This is a genomic window from Phaeobacter italicus (genome assembly GCF_019801785.1).
GTDB lineage: Bacteria > Pseudomonadota > Alphaproteobacteria > Rhodobacterales > Rhodobacteraceae > Phaeobacter > Phaeobacter italicus.
The window spans coordinates 317,341-338,722 of sequence record NZ_JAHVIJ010000002.1 but is presented as its reverse complement, the minus strand read 5'-3'; the positions used below and the strand labels follow the sequence as shown (position 1 = coordinate 338,722).

General features: G+C 61.6%; 10 protein-coding genes. 8 read left to right on the top strand and 2 right to left on the bottom strand.

What is annotated here, in order from left to right:
* Positions 1 to 66 precede the first annotated feature (66 nt).
* The 7 genes from KUV39_RS05980 to KUV39_RS05950 are packed head-to-tail and all read left to right on the top strand — an operon-like array spanning position 67 to position 17,284.
* Complete coding sequence (locus KUV39_RS05980) at positions 67 to 6,561, top strand: type I polyketide synthase (RefSeq protein ID WP_222459233.1); 6,495 nt, start codon at positions 67 to 69, stop codon at positions 6,559 to 6,561.
* A gap of 3 nt (positions 6,562 to 6,564) precedes the next feature.
* Complete coding sequence (locus tag KUV39_RS05975) at positions 6,565 to 7,593, top strand: glycosyltransferase family 2 protein (protein WP_222459232.1); 1,029 nt, start codon at positions 6,565 to 6,567, stop codon at positions 7,591 to 7,593.
* On the top strand, positions 7,590 to 12,245 hold the full coding sequence (locus KUV39_RS05970) for a MupA/Atu3671 family FMN-dependent luciferase-like monooxygenase (protein ID WP_222459231.1): 4,656 nt from the start codon (positions 7,590 to 7,592) through the stop codon (positions 12,243 to 12,245). The genes KUV39_RS05975 and KUV39_RS05970 overlap by 4 nt, the downstream gene beginning before the upstream one ends.
* Positions 12,242 to 12,979, top strand: coding sequence for a 4'-phosphopantetheinyl transferase family protein (locus KUV39_RS05965; RefSeq protein WP_222459230.1), 738 nt, complete (start codon positions 12,242 to 12,244; stop codon positions 12,977 to 12,979). Before KUV39_RS05970 ends, KUV39_RS05965 begins: the two co-directional genes overlap by 4 nt.
* Positions 12,976 to 13,881: a hypothetical protein gene (locus tag KUV39_RS05960; protein ID WP_222459229.1), complete on the top strand. Its 906-nt coding sequence runs from the start codon at positions 12,976 to 12,978 to the stop codon at positions 13,879 to 13,881. Before KUV39_RS05965 ends, KUV39_RS05960 begins: the two co-directional genes overlap by 4 nt.
* On the top strand, positions 13,878 to 16,430 hold the full coding sequence (locus tag KUV39_RS05955; RefSeq protein WP_222459228.1) for a hypothetical protein: 2,553 nt from the start codon (positions 13,878 to 13,880) through the stop codon (positions 16,428 to 16,430). The genes KUV39_RS05960 and KUV39_RS05955 overlap by 4 nt, the downstream gene beginning before the upstream one ends.
* Positions 16,427 to 17,284, top strand: a complete 858-nt coding sequence (locus KUV39_RS05950) for a glycosyltransferase family 2 protein (protein WP_222459227.1) — start codon at positions 16,427 to 16,429, stop codon at positions 17,282 to 17,284. The genes KUV39_RS05955 and KUV39_RS05950 overlap by 4 nt, the downstream gene beginning before the upstream one ends.
* A gap of 28 nt (positions 17,285 to 17,312) precedes the next feature.
* Here the strand turns inward: KUV39_RS05950 and KUV39_RS05945 are convergent, their stop codons facing one another.
* Positions 17,313 to 18,542 (bottom strand): glycosyltransferase, encoded by a 1,230-nt coding sequence (locus tag KUV39_RS05945; protein ID WP_222459226.1) that lies wholly within the window; start codon positions 18,540 to 18,542, stop codon positions 17,313 to 17,315.
* 143 nt (positions 18,543 to 18,685) lie between these two features.
* Here KUV39_RS05945 and KUV39_RS05940 point away from each other — a divergent pair, with 143 nt between their 5' ends.
* Positions 18,686 to 20,050, top strand: coding sequence for an oligosaccharide flippase family protein (locus tag KUV39_RS05940; protein ID WP_222459225.1), 1,365 nt, complete (start codon positions 18,686 to 18,688; stop codon positions 20,048 to 20,050).
* 15 nt (positions 20,051 to 20,065) lie between these two features.
* Here the strand turns inward: KUV39_RS05940 and KUV39_RS05935 are convergent, their stop codons facing one another.
* The gene (locus KUV39_RS05935; protein ID WP_046210688.1) at positions 20,066 to 21,355 is read right to left on the bottom strand and encodes a GumC family protein; all 1,290 of its coding nucleotides are present in this window, start codon (positions 21,353 to 21,355) and stop codon (positions 20,066 to 20,068) included.
* Between the last annotated feature and the right edge of the window lie 27 nt (positions 21,356 to 21,382).

Genomic DNA, 21,382 nt, shown 5'->3' with positions numbered 1-21,382 from the left:
TTGGTAGCGAACCTGTCGCGGCCGGCACGCCGGATCGGGGCACATGATTTAAAGGCGATTGGGGCATTGGGAAATTCTGGATCCAAACCGTTTGACGACACGCGCTACAGCGGCGACATCGCTATTGTTGGTATGTCCCTGTGCGTGCCCGGAGCAGCGTCTCCGGCTGAATTTTGGAACAATTTGCGCGATGGAATCGAGTCCATCCGTCCCGTCACCGATGAAGAGCTGATCGCCGCCGGGGAAGACCCCGACACGCTGAGTGACCCCAACTATGTCCGCGCCACTGCATCACTGGAGGGCTATGCGGAATTTGACGCAGACTTCTTTGGCTTCAGCCCCAAGGAGGCCGCAATCCTTGACCCTCAGCACCGCAAGTTTCTTGAGGTTGCCTGGGGGGCTATGGAAAATGCAGGCCACCCCCCAGAGAGCCTGAACGGCCCCATCGGGGTCTATGCGGGCTGTGGCATGGGCAGCTATTTCTATTTCAACATCTGCTCAAACCGTGGATTGGTCGATGACGTCGGCATGTTCCTTTTGCGTCATACCGGCAATGACAAGGATTTCCTGTCCACCCGCGTCAGCCATGTCTTTGATCTCAGCGGCCCTTCGGTCAACATTCAGACCGCGTGTTCCACGTCTTTGGTCGCGGTCCACTACGCCAGCAAGGCCCTGCGCGAGGGCGAGTGTGAAATGGCAATCGCCGGTGGCGTGACGATCGAGCTGCCACAAGGTCGGGGATACCTGTTCAAGGAGAACGAAATCCTTTCACCCGACGGGCATTGCCACGCGTTCGATCACCGCGCGCAGGGCACTGTGTTCGGTTCTGGCGCGGGGGCGGTTGCCCTGCGTCGGCTGGAAGACGCAATCGCAGACGGTGACCACATCTGGGCCGTCATCAAAGGGTCGGCGATCAATAACGACGGGGCCGACAAGGCGGGCTACCTTGCGCCCTCTGTCGGCGGCCAGGCCAAGGCCGTCCGCAAGGCGCTGGATACAGCAAAGACACCGGCCGAAACCATTGACTATGTCGAATGCCACGGCACCGGCACCTATCTTGGCGACCCGATCGAGGTCACCGCTTTGACGGAAGCCTACCGCGACAGCACCGACGCCACGGGCTTTTGCCGTATCGGGTCGGTCAAAACCAACATTGGCCACCTCGATACCGCAGCGGGGGTGGTCAGCCTGACCAAAACCGCACTGGCACTGCACCACGGCGAAATCCCCCCATCGTTGGGGTATGAGGCCCCCAACCCCGCCATCGACTTTGATGGCTCCCCGTTTCGCGTCAATTCTGCGCTGACGGCCTGGACGTCCCATAAGGGACCGCGCCGCGCCGGTGTCAATTCTCTCGGCGTGGGTGGCACGAACGCCCACGTCATTCTGGAAGAGACCCCTGCCCGCCCGCCTTCCGAGGAAAGCGATTTCCCATTCCACATCCTGTGCATTTCCGGTCAGTCCAAAGCTGCGCTTGATGCAAATACCAATGCCCTGGCCGACCACCTGAAGGCCAATCCCGGTCTTGATCTGGCAGATGTCGCCTACACGCTAAAGGAAGGGCGACGCGGTTTTGCCAAACGCCGCACTCTGGTTGCGGAAACCGCCGAAGAAGCGGCCGCGCTGCTGATAGAGGCTGATCCCCGCAAGGTCTTCACCCATGACCGTCTGGACGGCACGCCAGAAACCGTCTTCATGTTCCCGGGAGGCGGCGCACAATACGCAGGCATGGCCCGCGATCTATATGAGACAGAACCGGTCTTTGCCGATTGGATGGACCGGGGGCTCGACCATCTGCAAAACCAGCTGGATTATGACATCCGCGCAATTTGGCTGGCAGAGGACGGCGACGAGGCGGCCGCAAATGCCCGCCTGCAACAACCCTCCGTACAGCTGCCGCTGATCATGATTGTCGAATACGCCCTTGCTCAGTTGTGGATCAGCTGGGGCGTGCGCCCAGCGGCACTGGTCGGGCATTCAATGGGCGAAAACACAGCCGCATGCCTCGCCGGCGTCTTGTCGTTTGAGGCCTGCATCGACCTGATCCTGTTGCGCGGTCGTCTCTTTGACAATGTGCCCGCAGGCGGCATGCTTTCGATTTCTCTTCCGTTGCAGGATGTTGAGGCCCTGATCAGTCCTAATCTTGATATTGCCAGCGTCAACGCCCCCAACCTGACAGCCGTGTCCGGACCGCAAGATGCCCTTGATGCGCTGTCTGCGCAGCTGACGGCCAAAGACATCGATCACCAACGCATCCAGATCGACATCGCTGCCCACAGCCGGATGCTGGACGGCATTCTGGAGGAGTATCGCCAGTTCCTGAAGGGCTTGACGCTCACGCCGCCAAATCTGCCGATTATCTCAAATCGTAGCGGCAAGGCGCTGACCGCGTCAGAGGCGACGGATCCGGACTATTGGGTCGGCCAACTGCGCAACACTGTGATGTTCGCCGATTGCATCGACACGCTTGCCGCGGTTCCCAACCGCATCTTCCTTGAGGTTGGTCCCGGCAAAGCGCTGTCATCACTGGCTCAGATGGCGCCACAGGTAAAGCCGGGACAGGTGTTGTCCTGCCTGCGCCACCCAGAACAGGACGTCGCGGATGATGCCTACTTCTTTGGTGTGATCGGCCGTTTGTGGGCCTGCGGTTACGAGGCGGATTGGGATCAGATCTGGGGCGATGTACGTCGCAACCGCCTGCCCCTGCCCACCTACGCCTTTCAGCGCAGTCATTATTTCATCGAACCGGCCAAGGAAAAGGCAGCGGAACAGGCCTATAGCGCTCCCGCCCGCCACGAGGACATCCGCGACTGGGGGTATCGCCCAGCCTGGCGGCCTGCCTTTGCAAGCTGCGATATTGATGTAGAGGATGATCTGAACCGCCACCCTGAAACCTGGCTGTTCTTTGAGGATGACACCGGACTTGCCGCAGCGCTTGCCAGCAGGCTTGAAGACGCGGGACACAGGGTCGTGCACGTGGTTCCCGGCGACACCTACGCAAGGCTGAGCGAAACCCGCTTTATGCTTGCTCCCGAACAGGGACGCGCAGGCTATGACGCGCTGTTCTCCGATCTGGCAGATGGCGATCTGATGCCAACCCGCATTGGCCATTTCTGGCTGGTCACGCAGCAAGAGAGCTTTCGCCCCGGTGCGTCCTTCTTTGACCGCAATCTGGAGATGGGGTTTTACGCCCTGACGGCACTTGGTCAGGCGCTTGCGCAAGTTGATCTGCCCCATCCCATCCACCTCTGCGTCATGACCACAGGCGCGGCCCAACTGCGCGACGAGCCCCTGCCCTATCCGGAAAAGGCAATGATTGCTGGGCCCGCAGGTGTTCTGCCCCGCGAAGTGGCCCGGCTCACCTGTGCAACGCTGGACATTGAGCTGCCACAGCGGCCAACCGGGCTGCGCCGACTGTTGTCTAATCAGGAAACAGAGCTGTCATTGTCGCCACTTCTGGAGGATCTACTGGCAGAGCCTTCAAATGACATCGCGCTGATCCGGGATGGGCGGCGTTATTCTCTGCGCTGGCGAGCCATTCCTCTTGCAAAAGCGGATGCGACGGAGACGGACGCACCCGGCTTCCGAAACGGTGGCACATATCTGATTACCGGGGGCTATGGCGGTATTGGGCGCACGATCGCAGCCGATCTGATGCGGAACTATGCCGCGAATGTGGTGCTCATTTCGCGTGCTGGCCTGCCCCCGCGCGACACTTGGGATACCCATCTGAACCGCCACAGCCCTGCCAATGCACAATCCCAGCGCATCCGCGCAGTGCAGCAGCTGGAAGCGATCGGCAAGGGACGTGTCCTGTCGCTGGCTGCGGATGTTTGCAACAGCGAGCAGATGCGCGCGGCTGTCGCCAGTGCAGAGGCTGCGTTCGGTCCCATCACGGGCGTCATTCATGGCGCAGGTCAGATCAACGATGCGCCGGTTCTTGCCAAGACCGAAGAGGACATCGCACAGGTGCTCGCCCCGAAGGTGAGCGGGCTGCGGGTCATCTCGGACCTGTTTGATCCGGATCAACTGGAGGTCATGGTCCTGTTCTCCTCCTCCTCTGCGGTGACGCGACCCATCGGACAGGTCGACTATGTGGCGGCCAACGAATATCTCAATGCCTTTGCCCGCCACCATGCCGCGCGCCCTGACAGCAAAACCAGAGTGCTTGCGATCGATTGGGGGGTCTGGGCGGATGTCGGCATGGCCGCAGATGCAATGGACGCGCGCTCGGGAAGCGAGACACCACAAGAACAGCCATCCAGCCAACCGCTGTTTGACAGCCGTCAATTTGCCAGCGATGGCGCTGTCCTGTTCCATCGCCGCCTGACAGACGATCAATGGCTGCTTGCGGAACACAGGACCAAGGATGGCACCGCATTGGTGCCTGGCACCGGCTATATCGAGTATGCAGCCGAAGCCCTGGCAGAGCTGGGCCACGAGGCGCCATTTGAGATCCGTGAGCTGTATTTTCTGCGCCCGCTGATTGTCACGGCAGCCCGCCCTGTCGACATTGTCGTACGCCTGACCGCGGTTGAACAGGGCTATGAGTTTGCCGTGTTCAGCGAAGTTGCCGAAGGCTACGCCCTGCACGTCCAGGCGGTGCTGGTCACCGACGCAGCACCGGAACACCCCGCCCCGCTGCCGATTGCTGAGATCAGCGCCCGCTGCACCGCGCTTGCCGATGCCGCTGGTGATCGACTGATGGTCCCGCAAGAGGCCAACCTTGACTTTGGTCCGCGCTGGCACGCGCTGCAGGAGATGCGGCGCGGCAACGGCGAAGGTCTCGCGCGCCTGCGCCTGCCGGATGCTGCCAGCGCAGACGCCACCTTGCTACCGCCGGGCTTGATGGATCTGGCCACCGGCTGGGCCATCGACCTCGCGCCGACTTACCGCGATACTTCCCTGTGGGTGCCGGTGTCCTATGACAGCCTGTGTATCTATGCCGCCCTGCCCGCCACCAAGGGCTCCGAGATTGTCAGCCACATGCGCCTTCGCGACAGCGCAGCTGGCGCCGCGCGCTTTGACATCACCCTTTGCGCCCCGGACGGCGCTGTTCTGGTCGAAATTCACGGCTTCCGAATGCAACAAATGAGCGGGCCGGTTGCCTCTGCGCCTGTCAACACGGTGGATGCCACAACAGCGGATCTGGGGCTGGCCAGCGCCAATCACGCGCAGCCCCTTTCCCCCGAGGAACGTCGTCTGCACCGCAATATCGCAAACGGCATTCGCGCCGAGGAGGGACCAGAGGCACTGCGCCGCGCGCTTGCGACAGACCTGAACCAAGTGGTCGTCTCTTCGCTTCATCTGCCGGACCTGATTGCCGAGGCCGATCAACCACCCAAGGCACAGGCCACAACCGATCAGAGCTTTGCCCGACCGCAGCTCGATACCGACTACATCGCGCCTCGCAACGCGGTAGAAGAAGACATCGCCGCACAGTTCGCCCGTCTGCTCGGCGTCTCACAGATCGGGGTGGAGGACAGTTTCTTTGACCTTGGCGGGCACTCGCTGATTGCCGTGCGACTGTTTGCGCAGATCAAACGCACCTTTGGCGTCGATCTGGCCATCTCCACCCTCTTTGAGGCCCCATCAGTGGCAAAACTGGCCGAGATCATCATCGCCCGAACCGGCGGGGGGCTGACAACCGATGCATCCTCTGACGATGATGCCGGATCGACACAGGCCGCGGCACGCCACACCCATCTGGTGCAGCTGCACCCCGGTGATGGCACCGGACGGCGGCCCTTCTTCCTTGTGGCGGGCATGTTCGGCAATGTCCTGAACCTGCGCCATCTTGCCCTGATGGTTGGCAAGGACCGCCCGGTCTATGGGCTGCAGGCCAAGGGCCTGATCGGAGAGGAGGCGCCGCATGACCGTCTTGACGATGCTGCGCGCGACTATCTCGCTGAAATTCGCAGTGTCCAACCCGAAGGCCCCTATCTGCTGGGTGGCTTCTCTGGCGGGGGGCTGACCGCCTATGAAATGGCGCAGCAGCTCAAGCAGGCAGGCGAGGAAACCGCTGCCCTGATCCTGCTCGATACACCGCTGCCGATGCGCCCTGAGCTCAGCCGCCATGACAAGGCGCTGATCAAATGGGCTGAACTCCGTCGCAAGGGGCTGGGCTATCTCGGCGAATGGCTGAGCAACCGGATCGCCTGGGAGATCGAAAAGCGTCGCGACCGCCCTGCAGAAGATGGCACTCTGCCCGCTTTCAACAACCGAAAGGTCGAACTGGCGTTCCGGGCCGCGCTGCCGGTTTACGATTTACGCCCATGGGAAGGACCGCTGACGCTGTTCCGTCCGCCACTGGATCGTCATTGGCCGGTGTCCGGGGGCAATTGGGTCAGTGCCGAACGTGAATATGTCTTTGAAGACAACGACTGGACCCGCTTTGCCCGCAACATCGAGGTGGTCGAGGTGCCGGGTGATCATGACAGCATGGTTCTGGTTCCAAATGTCAGCGTACTGGCCGCAGAGGTAAAAGCCCGCCTCGACGCTGCCGACCGGGGTGCGTTCCGACAGTCCAGTGCCTCCCGACAAGCGGAGGCCGCAGAGTAGCCTATGCTCGACACCACGCACGATATCCGGATTCTCACGATTATCCTGAACTACAAGACGCCACAGATGACGCTGGATTGTGCGGCGGCGGCGCTGGTTGAAATGGCGGAACTGCCAGGGGAAATCGTGATCATCGACAACGGGTCGGGCGATGGATCCTACGATACGATACTGGCCGCTGCCAAGGATCGCGGCTGGCTGAACACAGGTCGCTTGCGTGTCATTGCCAGCGACAGAAACGGTGGCTTTGGCGCGGGAATGAACATCGGCTTCCGGCTTGGTCTCTCGGATGGCAGCGCACCTGCGTTTTACTATCTGCTGAACTCTGACGCCTTTGTGCAGCCTGGCGCCATTCGCTCCCTGCGCGACTATCTCATTGCCACGCCACGGGCCGGGCTGGTCGGCTCTTATGTGCGCGGCATGGACGGCGAACCGCACTGTACGGCGTTTCGCTTTCCCTCCGTCGCGGGAGAGTTTGAAGGCGCCGTACAAACCGGGATCATCACACGCCTGTTGCGCAATTCCGTTGTGCCGATGGCGTTGCCAAAAGAACCGGCACCGCTGGACTGGACAGCGGGAGCCAGCCTGTTGATCCGACGAGAGGTGATTGAGGCCGTTGGCGGATTTGATGAGGCCTTCTTTCTTTATTTTGAGGAAACCGAGCTGTGCCACCGGGCTGCTCGCGCGGGATGGCAGACGCATTACCTCCCCGCGAGCGAAGTCGCCCATGTCGGGTCGGCATCCACTGGCATGAAAAACTGGCAGCGCACGCCACGCTACTGGTTCGACAGCCGCTTGCATTACTTTATCAGCACCCGTGGCCGCACCTATGCAGCGCTTGCCACGGCTGCACTTGTCGCAGGCAGTCTGCTTTATCGTCTGCGACGGGTGATTTCGAACAAGCCTGCAACAGATCCCCCCCATTTCCTGCGGGATCTGCTTGCCCATCACTCACGTGCGCTCTTTCGTCCGCATGTGACCCGTCTTATGGAAACGCGCCCCACCCCGTCTTCTGCGGAGGAACCCAAATGACACCCTTCTCCTGTATCGTGCTTGGCAATGAATCACTGCTGATCGCCTGTGCGGACAGCCTGCTGGCAAGAGGCCATCAGATCAGCGCCGTTGTCAGCCGCGACGCCGAAATCAGCGCCTGGGCTGAAGGCAAGGGGCTGCCGGTTCTAACAGATGCGCGTACATTTGAGGGGGACGTAGACTGGCTGTTGTCGATTGCCAATCTCGACATCATTCCAGCCCCCGTGCTGGCCCGTGCTCGCAAGGGAGGCGTGAACTTTCACGACGGCCCACTGCCGCGTTATGCCGGTCTTAACACTCCGAACTGGGCCCTGATCGAGGGTGCCGATAGCTATGGCATCACCTGGCACATGATCGAGGGTGGCGTGGACGAGGGGGATATCCTTGCCCAACGGTTGTTCGATATCGCAAAAGACGAAACCGCCTACAGCCTGAACGCAAAGTGCTACGCCGCTGCGATGGACAATTTTGGCGAGGTGCTGGCGCAACTGGAAAGCGGCACACTGGACCGACAGCCGCAGGATTTCACGACACGCAAGCTATATACCCGCGCCGATCGCCCCGCGGCCGGCGGTGTTCTGGATTTCGGGCAACCGGCAGATGATCTCCTGCGTCTGGTTCGGGCTCTGGATTTCAATGGCTACTGGAATCCGCTGTGCACCGCCAAGATCATGGTTGCCGGTACAGATGGACAGACTGACGTCCTGAGTGTTGGCACCGCAAGCCGCGCTGAGGGCGCAGGCGCAGCGGGTGAGGTTCTGGCTGTCTCGCAGGACCGGCTGACGGTGGCCTGCGCCGAAGGGGCGCTGCATCTCAGCTCAGTAAAACGCAGCGATGGCTCTGGCCTCGATCTCGCAACCGTGGCCAAAGAGGGGGATATCCTGCCCCAGCTAGATGCGACGGCGCGCACGACATTGGGCGATGCGCTCAAATCGACCCAGAAAGGCGAAACGCAGTGGCGCGCGCGACTGGCAGATCTGCCAGCTGATGATTTCGCGCTGATCTCCGCTCAGGCGACAACAGGCCACGTCAACCATGTGATCCCCGTTCCCGCCAAAGCCGCGCTGACACCGGCGGACGCGGTGCTGGCAACCGCCGCGCTGAGCCTGCGCAGCACTGGGGCAGAAACAACAGGTATTGCCCTGCGCACCAGCCGCATTGCGCAAATGGCGCGTCCCGGTTTCATCAGCGACTGGGTGCCCGCCCAGGTCGCGCGCACGGATGATCTGCCCAAGTTGCGCGCAGGGCTTGCAGCTGAGGTCGAGACCGCAGATCAGCTGGGAGGCTTTGCAGTCGACCTGCAGCAACGCGCACCGGAACTGCGCGCCCGCGGCCCCTTGCAGCCGACATTTGGCTGCGCCCTGGATACAAACGCACCGATTGCAGGCTGTGCTGTGACGCTATGCCTGACGGATGCCACGCTGACCTTGATCCTTGATAGCAGCCAGTTGGACGAAACCGCTCAAGAGCTGCTGGTGGCGCGCGCCAGCCTGTTGGTCACCGCCTTGCAGGAGGGGGCATTCCGCACCATCAGCGACCTTCCTGCCCTGCCACAGGACGAGCGTCGCAAGCTACTGGTCGAGTGGAACGCCACAGCGCTTGAGGGCACAACAGACAGCACAATCCCGGCAGAGTTCGCAGCCCAGGTGGCTCGCACACCTGATGCAACTGCGCTGGTTTTTGAACATGACAGCCTGAGCTACCGCGACCTTCAGGGGCGTGTTGACGCGCTGGCTGCTGTGCTGCGCCAACAGGGTGTCACACGCGGCGACCGGGTCGGAATTTATCTGCATCGCAGCATCGACCTGGTGGTTGCCGCGCTGGCGACCATGCAAACCGGCGCCGCTTATGTGCCGTTGGATCCGGCCTATCCCGCCGATCGTATCGCACATTTCATCACCGACAGCGGCGCATCCGTCCTGCTCACCACCAGCACCCTGCAACCACAGCTGCCGCATCGCGCAGCTGCAATCGTTGTGGCGCTCGATGACCTCCCATCGCGCACAGTGAACGGGCAGGACGCAGGCGCCCAGCCCCCCGGGCCAGAGGATCTGGCCTATCTGATCTATACCTCCGGCTCTACTGGCACCCCCAAAGGGGTGATGGTGCGTCACGGAAATGTCGCCAACTTCTTTGCCGCAATGGACCGGAAAATCCCACATCAGCCGGGGGACTGTTGGCTTGCCGTGACGAGCCTGTCGTTTGATATTTCCGTGCTGGAACTGTTCTGGACGCTGTCGCGCGGGTTGAAGCTGGTGTTGTCCAGCGATGAAAGCCGGTTGCAGCTCTCAAACGGGCCGATTTCCACCAGTGACCGCGGCATGGACTTCAACTTGTTCTATTGGGGCAATGACGATGGTCCTGGCCCGCGCAAATACGAACTGCTGCTGGAGGGCGCGAAGTTCGCCGATCAACATGGGTTCAACGCGGTCTGGACGCCAGAGCGGCATTTCCACGCCTTTGGTGGCCCCTATCCGAACCCATCCGTGACCGGCGCCGCGGTTGCAGCTGTCACGCAGAATATTGGCGTGCGGGCAGGATCCTGCGTCGCACCACTGCATCACCCTGCTCGGATTGCCGAAGAATGGTCTGTCATCGACAACCTGACAGCAGGACGCGCAGGTATTGGGTTTGCCTCTGGCTGGCAGCCGGATGATTTCATCCTGCGGCCTGAAAACACCCCGCCCGCAAACAAGCCCGCGATGTTTGAGGCCATCGAAACCGTGCGCAAGCTGTGGCGCGGCGAAGAGGTGAGCTTTGCGCGCAAGGATGGTGCCTTGCACAGCGTGATGACGCAGCCGCGACCCGTCTCCAAAGAGCTTGCCGTCTGGGTCACAACCGCCGGCAACCCGGACACCTGGCGCGAAGCAGGCAGCATCGGGGCCAACGTATTGACCCATTTGCTCGGCCAGAGCATCGAAGAGGTCGCAGGCAAGATCACCATCTATCACGACGCACTGCGCGCTGCAGGATATGATCCGCGCGACCACAAGGTCACCCTCATGTTGCACAGCTATCTTGCCCCGACACGGCAAGAGGCGCGTGAGACCGCGCGCGAACCGATGAAGGACTACCTGCGCGCGGCCGCCGGGCTCATCAAGCAATATGCCTGGGCCTTCCCCGCCTTCAAAAAACCCAAAGGCGTCTCAAACCCGTTTGAGATGGATCTTGGCATGCTCTCGGCAGACGAGCTCGAAGCGATCCTCGAATTCGCCTTTGAGCGTTACTTTGAGGATTCGGGATTGTTCGGCACGGTCGAAGACGCGCTTCAGCGGGTTGAACAGCTCAAACGCATCGGGGTGGATGAAATTGCCTGCCTCATCGACTACGGCATCGCGCCGGAGGTCGTTTTGGAAGGGTTGAAACCGCTGGCTGAGGTGCTGCGCCTGTCAAATGCACCACAGGAGTTGGCGGCTGATGACGTATCGCTCGCGGCGCAGATCCTGCGCCATGGCGTGACCCATATGCAGTGCACCCCGTCGATGGCACGGATGATCGCGGCTGACAGTGATGCGCGGCCCGTTCTCGGCCGGCTTTCCCAGCTGCTGGTTGGTGGCGAGGCCTTGCCGGGTGATCTGGTTGGCGACTTGCGTGGCGCAACCGAAGCCACCATTCACAACATGTATGGCCCGACCGAAACGACGATCTGGTCCACCATGCAAACCCTTGGTGATACGCCAGCAGGCACCGCCCACATCGGTGGCCCCATTGCCAATACCACCGTTTATGTCGTGGACGATCAGCTAGAGCCGCAGCCAGTTGGTGTGCCGGGGGAGTTGATGATTGGTGGCGCTGGGGTCACGGCGGGCTACTGGCAGCGGCCGGAGCTGACCGCCGAACGCTTTGTCGCTGATCCTTTTGCCAAGGCCGCAACAACCGGCGTTGCCTCTTCTCATCTGTACCGGACCGGCGATCTCGTGCGTTGGCGCAGTGACGGCCAATTGGATTTCCTTGGCCGCAGCGACCATCAGGTCAAGATCCGCGGCCAGCGGATCGAGCTGGGCGAGATCGAAGCCGCGCTGGCCGCGCTGCCGGGTATCACCGCAGCGGTGGTGGTTGCGCGGGACATGGCCACCGCTGGTGTGACGGCTTCTGACACACGGTTGATTGCCTATGTCACCGGACAGGCGCCATTGGATCAGGCCGCGATCAAGGCCGCCTTGGCTCAGCAGCTGTCAGAGGTCATGGTGCCAAGCCACATTGAGCACCTTGATCATTTCCCTCTGACGCCCAACAAAAAAATCGACCGCAATGCATTGCCGGATCCGACCCCCGTGAAGATCGCCGTGCCCGTCCACTCTGCGCCCCCAACGGGGGGCACGCAGGCCCAGATCGCCGAGATCTGGGGCCGCATTCTGGGGCTGGAAGGCATTGGCGCCGAGGACAATTTCTTTACGCTCGGCGGGCATTCTCTGCTAGCGGTTCAGGCGCATCGCGACATTCGGAGCACGCTGGATGTACCAAAACTGTCGATCACGGATATTTTCCGCTTCCCAACGCTGTCTGGTCTGGCAGGCCACATCGCCACGCTGACCGGTGACGCCCCCCCTGAAGCAGAGCCGGCGGCGACCGCTGTTGATGCGGCGGCCAAGTCCGACATGATGTCAAAACGCCGCGCAATGCGGGCCAACAGGCGGGCGCGTCAGGGATGACTGCCATTCTGGACAGCCAGCGCAGCGCCCGCCACCGGGCGCTGATACGGCCCTTGTTTGCCGCATCCGTTGCAGTGGAAACCTGCGATCCGCAAGACGACCCGCCCGCGCCCTTCCCGTCTGAAGCTGCATGTCTTTCGCCAAATGCCGTCGACAAGCGGCGGCGCGAATTTGCAGCAGGGCGCGCTGCGGCGCATCGGGCAATGGCGGCGCTTGGTCTGACGGCCGAACCGATATTGATCGGCCCCAAACGGGCGCCAATCTGGCCAACCGGGCTCATTGGATCCATCAGCCATTGCCGCAGCGCGGCCGTCGCCGTGGCAACCAAAGCAGAGGACATTCAGGCCCTTGGTGTAGATCTGGAAGAAGACACACCGCTTTCCGATGATCTGATCCCGCAGATCTGCCGACCCGCAGAACGCGCCTGGCTCAGCAGGCAGGCCAATCCCGGTCAGCTTGCCAAAGTGATATTCTCCGCCAAGGAAGCCGCCTATAAATGTCAGTATCACCTGAGCCAGCAGTTTTTCGGATTTGAGGGAATGGAACTGGACCTGACATTGGATAACAGCGCCTGTGCGACGTCACAACACGCCCAGGTCACGCTTTGTGGCCGGTTTTCGGCGTGTTTCACTGCGGAGCGTGCACCATTTGTGACCGGTGACCGGATCGAAGGGCGCTTTGCTATTGGGGAGGGGTTGATCGCAACTGCGGCGCAGCTCCCGCGGGTGCGATGATCGGGCGTCGCGGTTTTCTTGCATTTCTGGCTCTGCTGCCGCTTGGCTCTGTTCAGGCGACCCCTTTCGCCGTACCCGAACTTGCCCCGCCATCCGGTGCGATGACGGTCTATCATCTGGGGCATTCACTGGTTGGGGCCGACATGCCACATATGCTTGCGCAACTGGCCCCCAAGGGACATGCCTACAACACGCAATTGGGGTCCGGCACACCGCTGCAACAGCATTGGGAGCCCGATCAGGACATCCTGCATTTCGATCAGGTCAACCACCCTCCAATCTGGCGGGATGCCCGCGAGGCGGTGGGCTCGGGTGATTATGATGCCGTCATCTTGACCGAGATGGTCGAGCTGCGGGATGCGATCCGTTATTTCAAAGGCGCGCGCTACTTCCGCCGGTGGGCTGATCTGGCACGGGCCGGGTCTGCCAATACACGTCTCTATCTCTATGAAACATGGCACCCTCTGGATACGCCCGATGGCTGGCTTGCCCGAATTGACACTGATCTGGAACAGCTATGGCTCGGCGGATTGGCGGGCTCAGACACCCGGCGCAACCCGAACCGCCCGGCCTATCTGATCCCCGCAGGTCAGGTCATGGCCGCCGTCGTGCGCGCCATCGAGGCGGGAGAGATCCCCGGCCTGTCACGACGCGAGGATGTGTTCGCCATCACCCCTGACGGAGCGCAGGACCAGATCCATATCAACGATCTGGGCGCCTACATTGTCGCACTGACCCATCTAAGCGTGCTCTACCACGTGAACCCGGCAGGACAGCCCCATCAGCTGACACGCGCAGACGGCAGCCCAGCGCGGGCCTTTTCTGCAGAGGCTGCACGCAAGGTTCAGGAAATTGTCTGGACGGTGGTGACGTCCCACCCCCGCACCGGGGTCCGCAGATGACACTGGCAGAGCTGGTCACAAGCGTCGTGATGGTCGGCCATTCACTGTTTGGGCCGGACAATCCCGTCATGCTGAACCAGCTTTTGTCGGAACAACCCGGCCGCGAAACCACACAGCCCGTCACGGTTGAGGCACAGATCATCAACGGCGCGCCTCTCAGCTACAACTGGACCCATGCCGCACGTGCGGAAGGCATCAACGCCCGGGAGCGGCTTCAAGAGCCCGTCGATGCCCTGATCGTGACCGAGGCCATCCCGCTCGCAAATCACCTGAAGTGGAGCAACACCGAGGCTGCGCTGGGTGATTTCTACACCCTTGCCAAAACGACCAACCCGGAGGTGGAAGTTTACCTGCAGGAGACCTGGCACTCGTTGCTGAGCGGCAGCGGGACAGAGGTGCCTTTTGACGCTGACGCCTCTATCCCGTGGCGCGACCGGTTGGAGGCAGACCTGCCCCGCTGGCAAGGCGTGGTTGACGCCGTCAATCGCGAGACCGGAGGGGATATTCGCCTGCTCAAGGCAGGTCAGGCGATGGCGCGGCTGGATGACGCCATTCGCGCGGGAACAGTTCCCGGGCTCAACCGGATTGAAGATATCTTTGACGATGACATTCACCCCAATGATATCGGTTTCTACTTTCTCTCCGCTTTTCAATATGCCGTTCTGACCGGCCAGTCCCCGGTCGGATTGCCCCATCAGCTGCGTAATCGGTGGGGGCAGGCATACGCGGCACCCACCCCGCCGCTTGCCCGGCGCCTGCAAATGATTGCATGGGAGGCTGCCCAAGAAACGTCTATTCGCGCCGCCCTGCCCGCTGACCCTCTGCCGATGCCCACTGACCCGACACTGCCGGTTCTGAATGCCCCGGTTCAGGCCAAGCTTGGCGCCACGGGCGAGGCACCCACTCTGGCAAAATCGGCTCCTGTCCCACGCCAACCGATTGCCATGAACCTCGCGGCAATCGCGGACTGGAGCCCACAGGCCCCGTTTCTGGACCATTTCAAAACCGCACGCCCCTGGATCGGTCACCTGCCCGGCCAATGGGGCGGGGTCGATCACCCGGATTTGGCCGCTGCTGGATACCTGGACGAGTACGGCTGGCCCACATCGCTGCCTCCTGAGTTGGGGTCAATCGGCACATTGATCCTGACGGATCTGCCGCGCACGGCAACAACGCTGGAGGGGCGCTATGTCCTCCAGTTTGACGGAGACGGGATCATCGAGGTCGCAGGCCGCGCCGAAAACATCCGCTACGGGAGCAGTGAGATCCGTTTCGACTATACTCCCGGCCCCGGTGCAGTGGACATTCGCATCCAGCGCAGCGACCGCCGAGGCACTGGCGACTACATTCGCAACATTTCTGTCGTGCAAGAACGTCACCTGCCTCTGTGGCAGCGGGGAGAGCTGTTCAATCCCGACTGGCTGTCTTTGATGCAGGGTTTTGCGGCGCTGCGGTTCATGGACTGGATGGCAACTAATGACTCCTCCCAAATCGGCTGGGAAGACCGCCCGCACCCGCAGGATTACACGTGGGCCCAAGCAGGCGTCCCCGCCGAGGTTCTGGTTGCATTGGCAAACCAGCTGAAAACCGCGCCTTGGTTCACCCTGCCCCATATGGCGGATGACAGCTATATCCGGAACTATGCCCGGCTGGTGCAGGATCAGTTGGACCCGGATTTGCGCGCCTATGTGGAATACTCCAACGAGGTATGGAACTGGCAGTTCGAGCAGGCGGTCTGGGCAGATGCGCAGGCAAAGGCGCGCTGGGGCGGCTCTGACCTGTGGATGCAATATTACGGCGGTCGGGCGGCCGAGGTTGCCGGGATCTGGAGTGAGGTCTTTGGCGACACCACACCAGAGCGCCTGGTACGCGTGCTCTCCACCCAGACCGGCTGGCTGGGCCTGGAAGAGCAGATCCTGCAAGCGCCACTCTGGGTGGCCGAAGATCCGGCCCGCCGCCCACCAGCCAAGAGTTTTGACGCTTACGCGGTCACTGGTTACTTCGGCGGCATCCTTGGCCTGCCTGAGCGCGCGGCCACGCTGCGAGCCTGGATTGCACAAAGCCACGAGCAGGCCGAGGCGACGGCGGCAGCCCGCGGGCTGGAAGGAACCGCCGCAGCAACGTTTGTCACCAAGCACCGATATGATGCGGCCAGCGCACTGGCCGAGGCCGAACTGCGTGACGGGCTGGTGTCCGGCTCGCGCGAGGACACGATTACTGACCTACTAGAGCGCGTCCTGCCCTATCACGCAAAAATCGCGGCCAAGCATGATCTGGATCTCATCATGTACGAGGGGGGGAGCCATGTCGTTGGCCTCGGCCCGATGGTGGATGATGAAACGCTCACGGCGTTTTTCAGTCATTTCAACTACACCGAGGAGATGGGCGCGCTCTATCGGTCGCTGTTGCGGGGGTGGCCCGAACTGGGCGGTGCGCTGTTCACGGCCTATTCCGACGTTTCCACCCCCGGCAAATGGGGCAGCTGGGGCAGCTTGCGCACCCTGAGCGATGACAACCCGCGATGGCAGGCACTGGAGGCCGCGAAATGACGCCGACAGCACTTGCTCCGACGCTGAGTGTTATCATCCCGGCGCATAACGAAGCAGGCTATATTGGCCCGTGCCTCTCTGCCCTGTTTGAAAGCGCTCCGCTGCCCGACCAAGCCACCGGCGAGGTCATCGTGATGGCCAATGGCTGCTCTGATGCAACTGTGGCAGAGGCACAGTCGGTCCCGGTTCCCCATCGTTGGGACTGCCATGTAATAGATCGCGCGGAAGGGGGCAAAATCGGCGCCCTGCAAGATGGAGAGACACGTGCGCGTGGCCGTGTGCTCGTATATCTTGATGCAGATGTCCTCGTCTCACCACAGCTGTTGCCGCTCATCTGCGCCACTTTGGACTGCAACGAGCCGCGCTACGCCAGTGGCGAGCCGCAGCTGATGCGCGCCAGAAGCACCGTGAGCAGACTATATGCCCGGTTCTGGGCGACATTGCCCTTCGTGCAAAAGGGTGTTCCGGGGTTCGGGCTATTTGCGATGAACAAGGCCGGACGCGCGCGTTGGGGGGACTGGCCCGATGTCATTGCCGACGACATCTTTGCCCGCCTCAGCTTTGCCCCGCAGGAACGTCAGCGTCTGGCGGCATCCTATCATTGGCCTCTGGTCGAAGGGTTTCGCAATCTGGTCAGGGTTCGGCGCAGGCAGAATGCAGGCGTTGACGAAATTGCATCCCGGTTTCCGCAATTGCTGGCAAATGAGGACGTGCGCCGCCCTTCCCTTTCACAGATCGCAGGGCGCGCGTTGCGCGATCCGGCTGGTTTTTTGACCTATGCGGCAGTTTCCGTGGCGGTGAAATCGCCACTTTACCGCGACAGTCGCGCCAATCGCTGGACGCGCGGGCGGTAGGCCACGATGAAAGCAAGCGGTGCGGCAGTCAGGGGCGACGCGCGCGGACAGCCTCTTCAAAGTGATGCACCAATTTGCCCGCCTCGATCTCACTATCGTGCCGCTGCAGCACGCGTGTGCGCCCGGCCTGTCCCATCCGGCTTAGTGTCTCGACTGGTGTGGCCGCGAGATCCGATATCGCCTCAGCCAGAACGTCGGGGTCGCCAGCTGGCACCAGCCACCCTGTCTGCCCCGGCACAACCAGTTCAGGGGTCCCTGCGATATAGGTTGCCACCACCGGACGGGCAGCTGCCATTGCCTCCATGACCACCATTGGCAGGCCTTCTGCAAAGGACGGCATGACGAGCGCATGCGCCTTTGCCAGCTCCGCCCTTACGTTCGCCTCTGACAGCCAACCGGTCAATGTGACGTGGCGCGAAAGGTCATAACGCGCGATCGCAGCCTCAATATCCTGCCGCATCTCTCCATCACCGATCAACGAGAGGTGCAGATCCGGGTGGGTTTCGACCAGTTTTGCGAGCGCGTGGATAAGAACCATCTGCCCTTTTTGTTCAACAAATCGGCCAATCGCAGCCAGCCGCAACGGCCCCTCTGGCAGTGGTTGCGGTTCAGAAAACCGCGAGGGTTCAATGCCGCAATGCACCACCTTCAGCCGTGCCCAACTGCCAAATGCGGCCCAGCGGCTCAACTGGCTGCGGCCAAAGCTGCTGATTGCGACGGCGAAGTCGGCCGTGTCCACCTTGGCTCCCAAAGACAGCACCTGCGGCGCGTCAAATTCCTCTGGTCCGTGAGTTGTAAAACTGTAGCCCAACCCGCCCGACACATCAGCCAGCATCGCAGCCAAAAGCGCAACCGTGGTGGAGTTGGTGCCAAAGTGAGCATGGAGATGGTCTATCCCCTCCCCCTCAACCCGGTCAGCCACATAGGCCGCTTCGGCCAGATAGATCAGATGTCGCAAGCGACCAACCTGAGAGCGGCCCCCCATTTCCCAGGCCTTGGCCAGGGCGGATCGGAACCGCCGGGGACTGCGCCACATGCGCCGCACAAGGCCAGTGACCAGCCGCGCGCCCCCCTTGGCAAGGACATAGTCGGTGCGCCCCTGTTCATCGATGTCACCCGGATCCACCAATGGCACATCAGCTGGGCGCATGGCGATGCGCTCGATCTCGACGCCGTGCCGTTCCAGCGCCTGTATCTCGCGGCGAATAAAGCTGTGGGATGGCTGAGGGTAGGTATTGAGGATGTAGGCAATTTTCACGAGGACACACGCCCATTTTGTGCAAGAGTTGCCGCAGCGTATCCGTAGTTCACCCAGTTGCCCAGCATTGCCGCGAAGGTGCCGTCGAATTGTCGCCTTTCGGGATCAGGCAGATCGCAAGAACCAAGACCGAGAGACATGTCATGCAGCAGGTTTTGTCCCTATTCAGCGGCGAAGGGCTGGCAGCACGGGTGCTGCGGTCTGCCTCTTGGCTGATGATCGGCTATGGCGGCAGTCAGGCTCTGCGCCTTGCCGCCAACCTGCTGATGACGCGGCTCCTGTTTCCCGAAGCCTTTGGTCTGATGGCATTGGTCAGCGTGGTGACCACGGGTCTTGCGCTGTTTTCGGATATTGGCGTGGGCCCGTCTATCGCTCAGAGCAAACGAGGCGACGATCCCGACTTTCTGGACACGGCCTGGAGCGTTCAGGTGGTGCGGGGTTTCATCCTGTGGGGGATGACCCTTTTGCTGGCCTGGCCCATTGCGGAGTTCTACGACGCGCCAGAGCTGTTGTGGTACCTGCCAATTGCCGGTGCGGCCCTCGCGATCAACGGGCTCGACCCGATCCGGGTAGAAACTGCGCATCGTCATCTGCTGGTCGGGCGGCTCACCGCGCTGGAGCTCATCAGTCAGGCGATTGGGATCGGCGCCATGGTGCTGATTGCCTGGTGGACCCAATCGGTCATGGCGTTGGTGCTGGGTAGCGTCATTCAGGCGACTGCTTTTCTGATCCTGGTCTGGCGTGCCCTGCCCGGTCGGCGCAGCCGGTTCCACTGGGAACGACAAGCGCTCGGTGAACTGTTGCACTTTGGGAAATGGATCTTTCTCTCGACCGCGTTCTGGTTTCTGACCTCACAGGGGGACCGGGCGATCCTCGGCAAGTTTGTCCCACTGGAAGTTCTGGGGATCTACAACATCGGATTTTTTCTGGCGAGTTTTCCCATGGCTCTGGGGCACGCTGTCAACCAGCGCCTGATGATCCCGGTCTACCGCGACAAACCTGCCCAGGCGGATCCACGCTATAAGCGCAAGCAACGCCAACTGCGCGCTGGTCTCAGCGCGTTTATCCTGTCGATGCTGCTGGGCATGGCGTGGTTGGGGCCATGGCTCGTCGATGTGCTTTACGATGATCGATACCTGCATGCAGGCGCAATGATCGTTCTGATTTCGGTCGCTTTGGCCCCTGCGGTTATCACCATGACCTACGATCAGGCGGCATTGGCGGCGGGCGACAGTCGATCCTTCTTTGTCTTTACCGCCAGCCGCGCGATTGCCCAGACCGCATTGTTTCTGATCGCTGTCATGATGTTTGGCCTGCCGGGAGGGATCGCCGCGCTGGCGGGGGCAATGATCCTGGCCTACCCTGTGATGGTCTGGCTTGCGCGCAAACACCACGTCTGGGATCCTCGCCATGATCTTGGCTTTACCCTTCTGACGATAGCTATTGGCGGTGGGGCCATCTGGTGGCACCAGTCAGCCATTGCCGAGATGATTGCGGCGGTCAGCTGATCGTCGATGCGCGGCTCAAGCGCCGGAGGATGCCCCCATGCCGCCGCGCCCGTTGCGTGAAAAAAGGCCCCGTAGCCGATCCAACAGGCCGCGTTTGCGTGGCCGTGTATCCAGCAGGGGGATCGCCACAACTGGTGTCAGCCCGGTCTCTCGTTCCATCTGCGCGACCGACCGCAAAACCGGGTGGCGCAGCTCCATCAGGAACGCGACACCCATCGCCATACCGATACTGGCAATCAGCCCCATCAGGGCCAGTTTCTTTCGTCCGCTGGTGATTGGATAATCCGGCAAGGATGCAGGCTCGATCACGGTCAAACGCTCTGCCTGACGGGATGACTCCAGCCGGAACCCCACTTCGGCCTCGGCCAGCCGTTGGCTGATGGTCTCCAGCTCTCCCTGCAGTTGGTCCATGCGCCGTTCATAGACGCCCAGCTGACGTTCCACCTCTGGCGTGGTCTGCAGGGAGGCTTCTAGCGCGGCGCGGCGCTCAAGCAGCAGCTCTCGCTGCGCTTCCAGTGTGGCCAGCTTCTCTTCGAAAACCGCAAGCATCCGCTGGGCAGTTGCAGGCCGCTGGTTCGATGTCGTCTGATCCGCCTGCCTGCGCAGTTCGATCTGCTCGCGCTCGATTTCCAGAAGACCCGTGTTCAGGGACGAAATCTCCTCCCGGCGCATTTCGATCCCACCGGGCAGAGCCACGTTGTTGGAATTGCGATAGGCGGTGATCTCATCTTCGAGAGCCGCAATTTCAGCGGTCAGGGCGTTGGCCTTGTCCGTGAAGAACAACAGCGTTTCGCGGGCCTGTTCGATCCGCGAGCTCTGGCTCAGCTCGATCGTGCGGCTGGCAAATTCACTGGCAACGGCCTGTGCCTGTTCCGGGGTCGGCATCTGGGCGGTGATGGTCAAAACCGAAATGGTGCCATCATCGGTAAACCCTTCGCGCGCAGCGGCCACGCCGGTCAACAGAACCGACTCCCGCAAAAGCGCCACTTTCTCCGAGGGGTGCAGCGGCAGATTGCCGTAAAGGCCGAACTTCTCGATGATCTCTTCCACCGAGCCGCGCGCCATCAGCCGCTGTTCGATCAGCTGCAGCCTGCGCGCAGAAGAGCCGTCAACGGTTGATTTTGCCAGCTCGCCCGCGATCTTGGGACGGGTGATCTGCAAGACGGCCGCGCTTTCGTAGCTGTGCTGCTGTTTGAGCGCGACCCAAACCGACACCATGGCCCCGAGAACCACGATCCAAAAGATCACAAACGCCCTGCGGCGCAGCATATCAAAGAGATCTTCGAGTGTGCGGATCGGTCCCATTTGGTTTGCTGGTCTCTTTGTTGAGTG